This window comes from Lacimicrobium alkaliphilum (genome assembly GCF_002591895.1).
Taxonomy (GTDB): domain Bacteria; phylum Pseudomonadota; class Gammaproteobacteria; order Enterobacterales; family Alteromonadaceae; genus Lacimicrobium; species Lacimicrobium alkaliphilum.
The window spans coordinates 100,154-113,947 of record NZ_NISX01000011.1 but is presented as its reverse complement, the minus strand read 5'-3'; the positions used below and the strand labels follow the sequence as shown (position 1 = coordinate 113,947).

Sequence of the window (13,794 nt, the reverse complement as noted above, 5' to 3'; positions counted from 1 at the left end):
AGTCATGATTATTGCTTCTGTTCGTGGCGTTTTATCTGGCTTTTAACCCTTTTTCGTTGTTTGTTGGGCGATTTTTATATATAAAAAGACATTCTCATGGTGGCTTTCAAAGTGTTTCTTAATATATTTGAGAAAGAAAATGAAACCATGTATTGTGTGGGCGTATAACGAAAAGTTAAGGTTTTCGATATGAGTCGAGGCTGGGAGACTAAATGAGCTATTTATTTGATATGGCATCTGCGAACCGGCAGGGACAAAGGCGAGGCGTTTACTCAGTATGTTGCGCTCAGCCGATGGTAATAGAAGCGGCCATGCTGCAAGCGCAGGAAAATGGCTCCGTTGTGTTAATTGAGGCGACGGCTAACCAGGTGAATCAATACGGTGGTTACACCGGAATGAAGCCCTCGGATTTTGTGCGTTTTGTTGAAGGGTTAGCGCAAAAAGTGGGATTACCAATGAGCGAGGTACTTTTAGGGGGAGATCACCTCGGGCCTGTTTGTTGGACGGATGAGCCCTATGAGCAGGCGAAAAAACGTTCTGAGGAACTTATTGACGCTTATGTCAGAGCGGGTTTCAAAAAAATTCATCTGGATACAAGTATGCCTTGCGCTGATGATCCTCAAGTGCTCACTGACGATGTTGTTGCCGAACGCGCAGCCCATTTATGTGACATCGCGGAAAAAGCGGCGCAGGACAGCTTTGGTCAGTCTGATATTTGCTATGTGGTTGGTACTGAAGTGCCGCCGCCCGGAGGGGCTAAGGAAGAAATCAGTAGCATTGATGTCACGCCAACTCATCGCGTGCAAAAAACCTATGACAGTCATCAGCAGGCGTTTCAGAGCCGGGGCTTGCAGCAAGCCTGGGACAGAGTCATTGCTCTGGTCGTTCAGCCAGGGGTTGAGTTTGACCATCTGAAAGTCTTTGATTTTGATAAGTCCGCCGCGACAGCGTTATCAGACTTTGTGAAAACTGTTCCTAAGATTGTGTTTGAAGCTCATTCTACTGATTATCAGAAGGCATCAGCCTATGCAGAGCTGGTTAAGGCGCATTTCGCTATTTTGAAAGTCGGCCCTCAGCTGACCTTCGCTATGCGTGAAGCAATATTCAGTTTGAGTCACATAGAAGACCAGCTTAGCGATGAGGCGACGCGTTCCAATATACGGGATGTTCTGGAGACAGAGATGTGTGCCAATCCAAAATACTGGGAAAAATTCTATGACGATAAGCAGGGCGCTGCTGCACTGCTGAGAAAGTACAGCTTCAGTGATCGCATCCGCTATTATTGGAATACCAAACCCGTGCAGGATGCGTTAAAAACACTATTGTCTAATATAGACGCAGTTGAGATTCCGTTACCCTTAATCAGTCAGTACTTTCCGCAGCAGTATCAGGAAATAAGACAAGGCCGGGGGGCACCTCGTGCGCAAAGCTTAATCATTGAAAATGTTCGAACCGTGTTGCGTGATTATGCAAACGCGTGCGGTTAGTTGTAAACAAAACGAGGGAGCAGTAAGTGACCGTGCATTTGTCAAAGTATCATGTAACGTCGTCTGAAAAGAGCGCACTGTGGAATGGAAAAAGTGGTCACAGGCAGCAGAGCGCTTCGCGTAGGGAGAGTAATGAAATGACAGATTATTTATCCATTTCACAAGACATGTTGAAACAAAAAAAAGCTTTCTGGACGGCCAGGGAGATCCAACAGCAGCCGCAAGTATGGGCTGAAACAGTGGCGTCTGTCGATGCACAAAGACAAGCGCTGGCGGAATTTCTGAACCCGATTCTGGCGCTGGATGACTTGCGAATAATATTCTCCGGAGCAGGGACTTCGGCATATGTCGGAGACGCTGTGGTTCCGTACATCAGAAAGACTACTGGCCTAAGAGCCATATCGATAAGCACCACCGATATTGTTGCCACTCCACAAAGCACCCTCAACAGTGATGTGCCTACTCTGCTGGTGTCATTTGGTCGCTCAGGAAGCAGTCCCGAGAGTGTCGCTGCGGTTGAGATAACGGAAAAAGTGGTCAAGCGTTGCTTTCATTTAATAGTGACATGTAATCCACAGGGGCAGTTGGCGATCGCCTCAAAAGAGAAGTCTAACGCCTACACCTTGCTGATGCCGAAACAGGCCCTCGATCAGTCTTTTGCTATGACAAGTAGTTTTACGTCAATGCTGCTGGCGTCACTGGCTGTATTTTCACCGGTGAGTTCTGATGTTGTAGACAGTGTGATTCGCTGTGCCGACAACATTCTCAAAAAAGGCGTACCCGAGATACAGGCGCTGGCCAATAAACAGGCCGACAGAATAGTCTTTTTAGGTGCAGGGTCATTGACTGCCATTGCCAAGGAAGCCGCGCTTAAATGTCTGGAATTAACAGCAGGGAAAAAAACGAGCTACTTTGAGACCCCATTAGGGTTCCGCCATGGCCCGAAATCACTGGTGAACCCATTGACGTCGGTGTTGATTTTTCCGTCATTGAATACCTATACGCGTGCTTATGATGACGACCTGCTGGCGGAACTACAGGCCGATGGCATTGCGCAAACTGTTGTTTCCGTTGATTTACTGAAGTTTGGTATAGATGAATCCACCCCGGATGTTCTGGCTGGCTTACCCTATATTGTGTTTGCCCAGATTCTCTCTTTCTTTCAATCACTGAAGCTGGGGTTATCTCCCGATAACCCGTGCCCAACAGGTGAGGTTAACAGAGTTGTGCAGGGGGTGAAGATTCACTCCATCAGTGAGTGTGCTTAGGTAACCGATAGTCATGAAGCATATAGGTATTGATATCGGTGGAACCAAAATTGAGACCGCGATCTTTGATCGCGATTTCAATGCGATTCAGAGCTGGCGGATCCCGACACCGAAGCGCGATTATGCGTCGTTTCTGATGGCTGTCAGAGACCAGGTTGTACGAGCCGATGAGTTGATCGGAGAGCACAGCCACGTCGGTATCGGTATGCCCGGGTTAATCAATAGCCAGGGAAGGGTGCTTTCAGCCAATGTTCCCTGCGCAACGGGACAGTGTATTGCGGCCGATCTTAAACGAAAGCTCAACAGAAAGGTCGCATTAATGAATGACACGCGTTGTTTTGCGCTTTCGGAAGCGAACCGGGGAGCAGGCGATGGCTTTCACCGTGTATTCGGGGCGATTATTGGTACCGGCGCAGCGGGTGGTTTGTGTGTTGGCAAAGAGATTCAGCAAACGCAGCTGGGCATAGCAGGTGAGTACGGTCACTTGCCTCTGAGTGCTCAGCTGCAACAGAAATACGCACTCCCGGTGCTCACCTGTGGTTGCGGCTTAGTGGGATGCACAGAGTCGTATATTGCAGGACCAGGCATTGAATTTTTGTACCAGCATTTTACTGGCCAGCGACACTCGTCGAGCCATTGGGCCTCACAACTAGACGCCAATGACCCACAAGCACAGACTATTTTGCAATGTTATCTGGATATATTGGGAGAAACCTTCGCCAGCCTGTGTAAGCTGGTTGAGCCAGATATTATTGTACTCGGTGGGGGAGTGTCTCAGGTGGCGCAGATAGCTGAGCACTTATCGGCCAATATCGAAAAGTACTTATTCAAGGGGTTCAGTGCGCCGCCGGTTGTTAATGCGCGCTTCGGGGATGCCAGTGGCGTGCGCGGTGCGGCCATGTTGGGAGGCGACTAGATGCACAGACAACGGCCCTTTTATATTCGTGCGGGCAGTGTTTTAACTGAAACTGAAGTGTTACAGAACCACTGTGTACTCATTGATGACGGTTCTGTCGTCGATATTAGCAGCCAGCCCAGGCCAGGTATTGAGGTGGCAGATTATTCTGAGCTTAATCTGCTGCCGGGATTGATTGACTTGCATATTCATGGTCGGGAGGGATGCGACGTAATGGATGGCAGTTTATCTTCCATTCGCACCATTTCCCGCTCACTGGCAAAATACGGGGTTACCGGCTTTCTGGCAACCACCGTTACTGCCGACTGGGAAAAAACCTTGCGAGCCTATGAGATAATTGGTCAGGCATCTGAGCTATGTATGCCTGGCGCAGAAGTCCTTGGTGCATACAACGAGGGACTGTTCTTTGCCGAAGCTCACAAAGGGGCTCACAATGAAGCGTTTTTTCTCGATTTGACCCGTGAGCGCATCGATAAGATTTACGCAGCGTCTAAAGGTACTTTAAAAGTGATGGCGCTGGCACCAGAACTGGGAGATTCGATGGAGCAAATCCGCTATCTAGCCAGCCTGGGTGTTCAGGTCATGCTCGGACATACTAACGCCAACTTTGATTGCGCCAGCCGGGCGTTAGAAGAGGGCGCGGCGGGTGGCGTGCATATTTTCAATGGTATGAGTGGCATACATCACCGTGATCCGGGATGTGCGGGTGCGGTATTACTAAATCAGCGAGCCCTGGCTGAGGTCATTGCCGATGGCATTCATGTACACCCCTCGATTCTACAATTGATCTATCGTTTAAAGGGCGCTTCCGGGATAGCGCTTATTAGCGATTGTATCTCTGCTGGTGGCTTTCCCGATGGCGTTTATCAGCTCGGTGAATTGAGCGTAGAGGTTAAAAATGGTGTGGCCAGAACCCAATCCGGCTCGCTCGCCGGTAGCACCCTGACCCTTAACCAGGGGGTGCTGAATATGAACAGGTTGGGACAAGTGCCCTTATTGGATGCTGTTAATATGGCCAGTATTGTACCCGCAAGGCATATCGGAATAGATGATAAAACAGGCAGTGTCGCCTGCGGTAAAAAAGCCAATTTAACGCTGGTAAATGATCAGCTCGGAGTCAAAGCTACACTGGTGAATGGCCGGTTTGTTTATAACGCCGATGAGAGTGAAAAGGCAAGTCACTACTAGAGCGTGTTGACCTTTGCTGTATATTTTTGCAACGAGTTGTGCGGTATTTATACAATGAAGTGCGAATGTGGTGTAGTCGTTCTACATGAATGAGTGCTGAAGCAGTAGAAATGCCGCACAAACGTTGCCCAAAGGGTTCGTCCTAAACGCTTTTTACTCATTGTTGCTTATTTTTGACTTAATCCATTAGGCCTACAAATAAGTGCCGCGATTAAAAAGCGTTTAGTTAGAACAAAATTCATACAGCAAAGGTCAACATGCTCTAAAGGTATGCAAACATTTGATGCGATTGTCATCGGCAGTGGAATAACCGGAGGCTGGGCCGCTAAAGAGCTCACAGAAGCCGGCCTGAGTGTGGTTGTGCTGGAAAGAGGGCGCTATGTTGAGCATGGCGCTGACTATCACACCGCCTATAAACACGATTGGCAGTTGCCGAACCATGGTCTGGTTTCCAACGACGTCAAAAAAAGGTTATACAAGCAAGCCCGAACCGGGTATGCCACTAATCCGGATATTGCACACTGGTTTGTTGATGACAGGCAACACCCTTATCAGGAACAACAACGATTTGACTGGATTCGCGGTTATCATTTGGGTGGACGATCACTGACTTGGGGACGTCAGTGCTTAAGACTCAGTGACATAGATTTCAGCGCAAATCGTGTCGATGGCAACGGTAATGACTGGCCAGTTCGATATAAAGACATCGCTCCGTGGTACGACAAAGTGGAGGCGTTTATCGGTGTGTCTGGCGAGATGATGGGTCTTGAACAATTGCCCGATGGCATCTATTTGCCGCCCATGCCATTGAATCGGGTCGAGCGTCATATGCGTGAAGTCCTGAATCGTCAATTCAATGGCAGAGCACTAACAATTGGTCGTGTCGCCCACCTGATCGGCTCGGGGGATTTCGGCGCGCGTCAACCCTGCCTTTACCGGGGACGATGTATGAGAGGGTGCCCCACAGGAGGGTATTTCAGCAGCTTGTCCTCTACCCTGCCCGCGGCCCGGGCTACCGGCAGGCTAACCATCAGAAGCAATACCATTGCATCAGAAATTATCTATGACGAACAGAAGCAGCGAGCCATCGGGGTTCGAACCATAGATACCAACAACCATAAGAAAAGCGCGGTCTACGCCTCTGTCATTTTTTGCTGTGCGTCGGCTATTGCCAGCACGGCGTTGTTGTTGCAGTCGAAATCGCGACGTTTTCCCAACGGTCTTGGAAATGACAGTGGTGTTTTAGGCCATTATCTTATGGATCATCACTTCAAAGTTGGCGCCACTGCCACAACGACTAAATTCGGCGATAGTTATTATCAGGGGTTTCGTCCTGTGGGCTTTCACATCCCGAGGTTTGTAAACCTCAAACCGCGAGAGCCAGATAGCTCTTTAGACTTTATCAGGGGATACGGTTATCAGGGCTATGCAACGAGGGGCGACTGGCGAAGGGGATTTAAGGAGTTGTCTTTTGGCAAAGCATTTCGGGATGACATGCTCAAGCCCGGGCCCTGGCAGGTTGCGCTGATTGGTTTTGGTGAAACCTTACCGGGAAAAGGTAACCGCATTTACCTTGATGAAACGCGCAAAGATGAGTGGGGCCTGCCCACTGTTGTTTTTGATGCGCGGTTTCGCGAAAACGAACAGCGGATGCGTAGCCATATGCAATCTCAGGCCGTTGAGATGTTGTCGGCATGCGGATTTGATAATGTGCAGGCTTATGATGAGGGCAGCTATCCGGGCCAGGCCATTCACGAGATGGGGACGGCACGAATGGGATACGATCCGAAAACATCGATTGTGAATCAATACAATCAGGTTCACACAGTGAAAAATGTCTACATCACTGATGGTGCTTTTATGTGTTCCGGGGGGTATCAGAACCCTTCTCTGACATACATGGCCTTTACCGCCAGAGCTGCTGCGCACGCGGTTGGCCAATTTAAAACGGGCTTTTAGATGTTATGCAGCGCAGAGAATTTATAACAGGCGCCCTTGCTGCGCTGGGTGCAGGTCTGGCACCGGCTCAGGTTGAACATGTGTGGGCCCGGGTTTGTCAAACGTCACACAGGGAGGGTTATTGCTATCAGTTTGTTCCGGTAAAGACAGTGACATTCTTTACACACCTGGTAGAGCATCTCATCCCAACCCGGGACTTAACGAATGCTGACCTTGCTCTGGCGAGGTTTGTTGATGGCGCTATCGAGCAAACGAGAAGCCAGCGTGAGAAAGTGCAGATAACGAGGTGCCTTGAGCATTTGTACCAAAGATATAATCGTATGGCAGGCGCGCCCGATACAACAATGACGCAGTTAATTGGTGATGGGTTAATGGCTGATGACGAAGAGATTGCCGGGCCGCTCAATACTATCCGTCAACTCGCCATGGTCGGGTTTTATACCTCGGAGTATGTCGCAAGACAGTTACTGAATTTTGACCCCGTACCGGGGCACTACGACCCGGAGATAAAAATTTCAGAGTTGGATAAGCGCACGACATGGTCCCGGTGATGTGCGTGCAAGTGTGTGGCTTTCTTGCTTACAGCATTGCTTAGCCCACATCGACCAAATGCAAGTCGATGCCCAGTCGATGAATTTCATCCTGGCTTTCTTTATCCAGGTTAGTGTCTGTAACAAGAATATCAATCGACGTGATCGGAATAATCGAATGTAGCGAGCGGCGACCAAACTTTGATGAATCCGTCACGACAATGATTTGCTCAGCGCTCTGACACATGACCCGGTTAAATACGGCTTCCGGTTCATAGTGGGTGCTCAGACCACGAGAAAGGTCAATGCCATCAACCCCCAGAATGACCTTATTGAAATTATAGTATTCGAGTTTCTTTTCTGTGTCCGGCCCGTAAAAAGACATCGACTTTTTACGCAGTTGCCCGCCAATCATGAACACCTCACAACCCTCAATGGGAGCGAGCTGATAGGCGATATTGAGGCCATTCGTCATCACGATTAAGTTTTCTTTATCATTGAGGTGATTGGCGACTTCTTCTGCAGTCGTTCCTGAATCCAGAATGATGGCGTCATCATTCTGGATCAGAGACGCAGTATATCTACCTAGTGCGACCTTAACTTTGTGATTTTTCTTGTGTTTTTCGTTGATGGTGAGTTCTTTGGCCAGGCGGCCACTGGCAATGGCGCCCCCCCGGGCCCTGACGAGTAATCCTGTGCGACTCAGATCATTGAGGTCATTTCGTATGGTAACAGTGGAGATATTGAACTTCTCAGCCAGTTCTTTAACTTTAACGTTTCCTGTACTTTCGATGAGTTTGACAATTTCACTGCGCCTTTCCACTGTATTGAGCATTTGACCCTCATTAGCTTTCAGTTTGCTATTTTTATATAAAGTATCGCTAGAAAATACACCAATATGTTGGTTATCGAAAGTTAAAGTTATTGTGGTGAAGCACTTGGCAGACCCTGCTGGTTCGATAGGGAGTATTTCCAAAGCTTGAGAGCACAGCGCATTGGGACTGGCAGGTGTAGTGGTCAACGGCACGCTGCTGTATTGTGCGCTATCCCCCGGATTGGTAAAGGGCTGTTCCAACAGCCTGTGTACATAGAGCGACGGGAATTTATCCTCCTTTCCCTGCAGCAGTATTGAAGCTGACAGCGGACTATGAACTCGTGATTAGACTCGCCAAGGGTTATCTATCTGAGTTACATTGCCCATACTTCAACAATGCATAGCCATAAGATGAATAGCGACTTTCACTATACCACTACTTACTTGCTGGATAAGAGCCACTTCAGTGAAACCTTTGACGAGTCAGCGCGTCTCGAAAGCGGCATAAAAGCCTATGGTAAGGCCCTGAGCCTGGCCATTGCCGGTTTGGTGGTATTATTGTTTACCCCGTTCACGGCTTATCTGGCCTGGTTCCTGGTAGGGCTTGGCGTGGTCGAAGGGTTAAATGTGCGGTTTAAAAAGTCCTGGTGGCTGGCCCGCCAGATGCTTAGTCGGGCCGCAGGTAATAAGGTAGATCTGACCATCGATGAACAAGGGGTTCACACCCAATCCGCCTATGTTGACAGCATGCTGAACTGGGAGAATGTGACCCGGATTGAGTCAACCGAACGAGGCTGGTTATTGTATCAGGGGCAGGCGCGCTTTTATTTGTCCAATCGTTGTTTGTCCGATGAGGCCGTTGCCTTTATCCGCAGTAAGTCAGCGATGAAAAGCGCGTAGTTGTTCAGATAGGAAACCTGTTGCTGTCCAAATGCAGGCCCTTTGTAAACCACGTCTCAGCAACCAAAGGCTCGGCTGTGAAATAATGATTGCCGAGTAAAAAGTAGGGAAGCCAATATTCTGGCCACTGCCTGGTGGCGGTTTTAAGTGCGGCTATCCCGGTGTCAGTCTGGTTGGTGTTGAGTAAATCCTGGCAGGCTTTGGTATAAACAAAGGGATCCAGGTGTTTACTGGCTTTGTCGCCGGGTAACATCGCTAACATCCAGTAATTGCCCCGCTGCCAGGTACGCTCAAAGGTCGCAAAATTCAATCGATGCCTTTGTGTTACGCCGGTATTGAGAATAACTTCGGCAGTTTCAAGGTCATAACCCGTCACTACGGCATAGTGCCATTGCGGAAACATCGCAATGCCGTTGTTTTGCAGCACGATCACCGGAATATTTTCGGCAACCAGACTTAACAACTGCTTCATATTGGCGCGCTGTGCGTACGCCAGCAGACCCAGTTGCCGGGTAGCGGCTGTCATTTCAACCTGCAGGCTGCCTTCCAGGCCGGGAACAAAGGTGTTGGGGGCAATATCAGTCGGGCTGTGTTCAAGCCCGTAAAAACCAGCTACCTCAGATAGTGTAGTTGGGCCGCAAAAATATTGTTGCTGAGGATAAAAAGGTATATCCGGAATAAGGTGCTGGCGTGCTATCTCAGGCGGGGATGACAGTAACCGCTGAGTCTGTGGGGGCGTCTGACAGCCACTGAGTAATATCAGCAGGCCAGCCATAAGGCAGGCCTGCCAAAGTGAGATTGCCAAAAGCTTTTAACTGATAGGTCGAATAAAAGGATAAACGTCAGTAATACCCATCAGATCCAGCACAGCCACAACCACCAGTACCGTTACAATGGTTCCGACAATGCCGCCTGCCGGCATCTCATTCATCTGGCTGTTTAAGGCATCCAGTTCTTCATTGGTCATATTGGCAATGCGCTGCTCTGCCTGTTCAGGGCTGACTCCCAGAGCAACCAGTTTATTCTGTACTTCAGCATTGTCTAAGAATGACAATACCTGCTGCTTATTATATTGGTGTTGCTGACTGGCAATAACCTGGTCCGAACTATAGGGCGCAGCGGACACCTGCCCGAGACTGAAAATTAAAACTGATCCAGTGATAACGGCTTTTAAAAATTTACTCATCATTCAGATATCCTTGAACTCGTTTTTTAAGATCTGATTTGGTTGCCAAACCAGCGTCACATTGCAGAGTGTTTAATTTTCGCAATAACCAGAGCCTAAGCTAATTAGCGGGTTTAAGCAAAAAAGACGAGGCCAGTTGCGGACTGACTACAGGTAAACAGGATATGAGTTTTTAGCCGTGCGCAGGCCAGTAAAAAAGGCGAAGCAGTTAATCTGCTTCGCCTTTGTTTTACGTGGCGGTGGCTTATTTTACCGGGAAGCCTCGGTCACGCATCAGCGCTTCCACCTCGGCGTCACGGCCTCTGAAGGCACGATAGGCCTCGGCCGGATCCATGGCATTGCGTATAGAGAACAGATGCTCAACCAGTTTTTTCGCCATGGTTTCATCATAGAAACCGCCAGGCGCACTGGCAAAGGCTTCGGCGGCATCGGAGGTGAGCACCTCGGCCCACATATAGCCGTAATACCCGGCAGAATAGCCTTCACCGGAGAAAATATGACCAAAATGTGGCGTACGATGACGCATCACAATCTCTTCCGGCATGCCCAGTTCTTTGAGGGTTTCACGCTCAAACGCATCTGGATCAATGCCCTGTGGGTCGGTGGTGTGCAATTTCATATCCACCAGTGCCGAGGCCAGGTATTCAGTGGTCTTGAAACCTTCGTTAAAGGTGGCGGCCTTTTTGATCTTTTCTACCAGTTCAGCCGGAATCGGCTCGCCGGTCTGATAATGCACCAGATAATTATCAATCACGTCATCGGTGAGCAACCAGCGCTCCAGCAACTGTGACTGAAACTCGGTGTAATCACGTACACCGCTGTTGAGTGTGGGGTAAACCACATTTGAGGCCAGCGCATGCAGGGCATGACCAAACTCATGGAAGTAGGTTTCGGCGTCATCCCAGCTGATCAGTACTGGCTCACCGGGTTTACCCTTAACAAAGTTAGAGTTGTTCGACGACAGTACGGTTTGCTTGCCATCAAAGGTGGTGTGATTGCGGTAACTGTAGGCCCAGGCGCCGGAGCGTTTACCCTGACGCGCGAAGGGGTCGAGATACCACAGGCCAATATGCTCGCCGCTGGTTTTGTCGGTCACTTCCCAGACGTTTACGTCTTCATGGAAGACCGGCACTGAGCCTGCTTCGACCGGTTTAAAGTCAAAGTTAAACAAACGCCCGGCTACATAGAACATGGCTTCGCGCAGCTTATCTAATTGCAGGTATTGTTTTACTTCGTCGGAGTCCAGATCGTAGCGGGCTTTGCGTACTTTCTCGGCATAGTAGCGATAATCCCAGGGCTTGATGGTGATATCGGCACCCTCTTCATCGGCAATGGCCTGCATGTCTGCTACTTCCTGTTCAACACGGGCCAGTGCCGCGGGCCACACCGACATCATCAGATCCATGGCATTTTCTGGTGTTTTGGCCATACGGTTTTCCAATCGCCACTGAGCATAGTTTTCATAACCCAGCAGCTCCACACGTTCATCCCGCAGTTTGAGGATTTCGGCAATAATGGCGTTGTTGTCGTGCGCACCGTCATTGTCACCGCGGCTGTAATAATCGTTCCATACCTGTTCACGTAGCTCACGTTCTGTGGAGTAGGTGAGGAACGGATCCATGGATGAACGGGTATTGGTGATGGCATACATACCTTCTTTACCGCGATCTGCTGCAGCCTGGGCGGCGGCATCAATCACAGATTGTGGCAAGCCGCCGAGTTGATCTTCACTCAGGTACAGCACATACCCTTCTTCATCGGCCAGTACGTTATTGCTGAATTCGGTGTGCAGTTTCGAAAGTTGTTTATTGATTTCAGCATAACGGACTTTGGCTTCACCGCTTAAGGTGGCTCCATTGCTGGCGAAGCTGTCATAAATCAGACTCACCAGGCGCTGTTGATCAGGGCGCATTTGTTTAACTGCATCACTTTCATAAACGGCTTTGATACGCTGGAACAGTGCATCATTCTGATTGATTGCGGACCTGTACTCTGCCAGCCTGGGCGCCAGTTCCTGCTGTACTTCGCGAAACTCGGGGGATGATAAATTTGAACGCCAGATTCCATAGTAAGGATATACCCGGTTGATATCTGCGCCGGCTTTTTCATAAGGCACAATGGTGTTGTCAAAAGTGGGCTCAGCTTCCTGAGAGGCAATGGCGTCCAGCTCGGCCAGATGTAACTCGATGCCTTTTTCCATTGCAGGTTTAAGTAGCGCCAGTTCCATTTTATTAAACGCGGGCACGCCACCAAAAGGGCCTGACCACTCTGCCAGCAACGGATTCTCTGTTTTCTGTGGTTGCTCAATGGTGCTCTTGGCAGTGCCTTCGGGTGACGGGGTTTTTGGCCCACAACCCACAAGGGGGCCGGCCAGCGCCGCGGCGATTGCGACGGATATCCATTGTTGTTTAATTTTCATCGTTATCCTCTTTTTATGTTTTTATGGGGGATGTTTGTCGCCAACCCGGACCGGCTGGAATGAGGCTGGCCGATCACAGGCGAGACATTGTTCTGTATGAATAATACTGCGACTGCTGAAACTATCGCTATTGACCAGACATTGCAATCCACCTGGGGCTGAGCTGGTGTTGTCAATGCCAGCCGGCGGCAACAGTGCTTTACTGTGATGGCGTCACTGACTAAAGGTTATACCCCGGAGCGATAGCAAGATTATCCACATTATTCAGGGTAAAGCGGTTTTGTAACCATAACTGATATTCGGCACCTTTTAGGGTGGCCCGTTCGGTACAATCCACATTCCAGCGTCTGAGCAGATAACCGGCCATGGCAGCACGTACGTTAATCAGCAACTGACTATTTTCCATACCATAGTCCATTTCAATGGCGGTGGGGTGTTGCACGTTCTTAGGGTGAGGCACCAGTTGCAGGGGAATCAGCCGTTGCCATTCCTGGTCGGCTTCAACTTCTTCGTGAGGTTGCGGTGGTGCTTTGATGGTGACTTTGCTGATTCGGGTCAGGACAAAATCTCTGAAACTCTGGGTCTTGCGGTCAAAGGCCCGTACATGCCAGCGCAGGCCGTTATCTACAATGGAATGGGGTACTAAATCACGATCTCCGGAACCGCTGGAAAGAGAGGTGTAAACTACATTGACCGACTTGCCACTGAGAATCGCCTGTACCAGGCGCGCAACAATATAGATATCCGGTATATTCAGACTGGACGGGGACTCTACCGGGAAGTGAATGTCGCCAATAGCATCAAAGCCATCAGAAATATCATTGGCCAGTTTTACCAGAGTGCGCTGGGCATCGTGTTCAAACAATGGTTTGAACTGTTCGGTCTGAAAATACCGTTTCTCCCGCGAATCATAGTTCAGGTTAGCCGGAGCCAGTTCCTTATAGATACTGAAATCCCGGGAGCCCGCTGAGAGACCAACTTCAAATCGGTTGATCAGATCCTGGCGATAAATAGCCCCTTTGAATAATAAGCAGAAGTCGATGTATGCGAGGCGCTGCTTTTGAGCAAAACTGAGTTGTCGGAGCATTATTCGTCGGGCAATGGTGAGCTTTGCCGCTAGTGTGGTT

General features: G+C 49.4%; 12 protein-coding genes. 7 read left to right on the top strand and 5 right to left on the bottom strand.

Going from position 1 to position 13,794, the window contains the following annotated elements; genetic code table 11:
* Positions 1–212 precede the first annotated feature (212 nt).
* The 6 genes from CDA54_RS11975 (at position 213) to CDA54_RS11950 (ending at position 7,369) form a co-directional block, all read left to right on the top strand.
* Positions 213–1,487 carry a D-tagatose-bisphosphate aldolase, class II, non-catalytic subunit gene (locus CDA54_RS11975; RefSeq protein WP_099035252.1) on the top strand — a complete coding sequence of 425 codons (1,275 nt, stop codon included), beginning with the start codon at positions 213–215 and terminating at the stop codon, positions 1,485–1,487.
* Between the two features lie 137 nt (positions 1,488–1,624).
* Positions 1,625–2,755 carry an SIS domain-containing protein gene (locus CDA54_RS11970; RefSeq protein ID WP_099035251.1) on the top strand — a complete coding sequence of 377 codons (1,131 nt, stop codon included), beginning with the start codon at positions 1,625–1,627 and terminating at the stop codon, positions 2,753–2,755.
* A gap of 13 nt (positions 2,756–2,768) precedes the next feature.
* On the top strand, positions 2,769–3,671 hold the full coding sequence (locus tag CDA54_RS11965) for an ROK family protein (protein WP_099035250.1): 903 nt from the start codon (positions 2,769–2,771) through the stop codon (positions 3,669–3,671).
* Positions 3,672–4,859 (top strand): N-acetylglucosamine-6-phosphate deacetylase, encoded by a 1,188-nt coding sequence (gene nagA, locus CDA54_RS11960; RefSeq protein WP_099035249.1) that lies wholly within the window; start codon positions 3,672–3,674, stop codon positions 4,857–4,859.
* 270 nt (positions 4,860–5,129) lie between these two features.
* Positions 5,130–6,818 carry an FAD-dependent oxidoreductase gene (locus tag CDA54_RS11955; protein ID WP_099035248.1) on the top strand — a complete coding sequence of 563 codons (1,689 nt, stop codon included), beginning with the start codon at positions 5,130–5,132 and terminating at the stop codon, positions 6,816–6,818.
* Positions 6,819–6,823: 5 nt separating this feature from the next.
* A complete protein-coding gene (locus CDA54_RS11950; RefSeq protein WP_099035247.1) occupies positions 6,824–7,369 on the top strand; it encodes a gluconate 2-dehydrogenase subunit 3 family protein in 546 nt (181 codons plus the stop codon).
* A gap of 40 nt (positions 7,370–7,409) precedes the next feature.
* Here the strand turns inward: CDA54_RS11950 and agaR are convergent, their stop codons facing one another.
* Positions 7,410–8,423: a transcriptional repressor AgaR gene (agaR, locus tag CDA54_RS11945; RefSeq protein WP_229748145.1), complete on the bottom strand. Its 1,014-nt coding sequence runs from the start codon at positions 8,421–8,423 to the stop codon at positions 7,410–7,412.
* Between the two features lie 150 nt (positions 8,424–8,573).
* On the opposite strand from agaR, the gene CDA54_RS11940 reads away from it, so the two are divergent.
* Entirely contained in the window at positions 8,574–9,062 is a 489-nt protein-coding gene (locus CDA54_RS11940; protein ID WP_099035295.1) for a YcxB family protein, read from the top strand.
* A gap of 4 nt (positions 9,063–9,066) precedes the next feature.
* On the opposite strand, the gene CDA54_RS11935 is transcribed toward CDA54_RS11940, so the two are convergent.
* From CDA54_RS11935 to CDA54_RS11920, 4 genes are all read right to left on the bottom strand, one after another.
* A complete protein-coding gene (locus CDA54_RS11935) occupies positions 9,067–9,837 on the bottom strand; it encodes a PA2778 family cysteine peptidase (protein ID WP_229748144.1) in 771 nt (256 codons plus the stop codon).
* Positions 9,838–9,873: 36 nt separating this feature from the next.
* Positions 9,874–10,248, bottom strand: coding sequence for a PA2779 family protein (locus CDA54_RS11930; protein ID WP_099035294.1), 375 nt, complete (start codon positions 10,246–10,248; stop codon positions 9,874–9,876).
* A 244-nt stretch (positions 10,249–10,492) separates the two neighbouring features.
* A complete protein-coding gene (locus CDA54_RS11925; RefSeq protein ID WP_099035246.1) occupies positions 10,493–12,667 on the bottom strand; it encodes a M3 family metallopeptidase in 2,175 nt (724 codons plus the stop codon).
* 220 nt (positions 12,668–12,887) lie between these two features.
* Positions 12,888–13,754 (bottom strand): WYL domain-containing protein, encoded by an 867-nt coding sequence (locus CDA54_RS11920; protein WP_099035245.1) that lies wholly within the window; start codon positions 13,752–13,754, stop codon positions 12,888–12,890.
* Positions 13,755–13,794 lie beyond the last annotated feature (40 nt).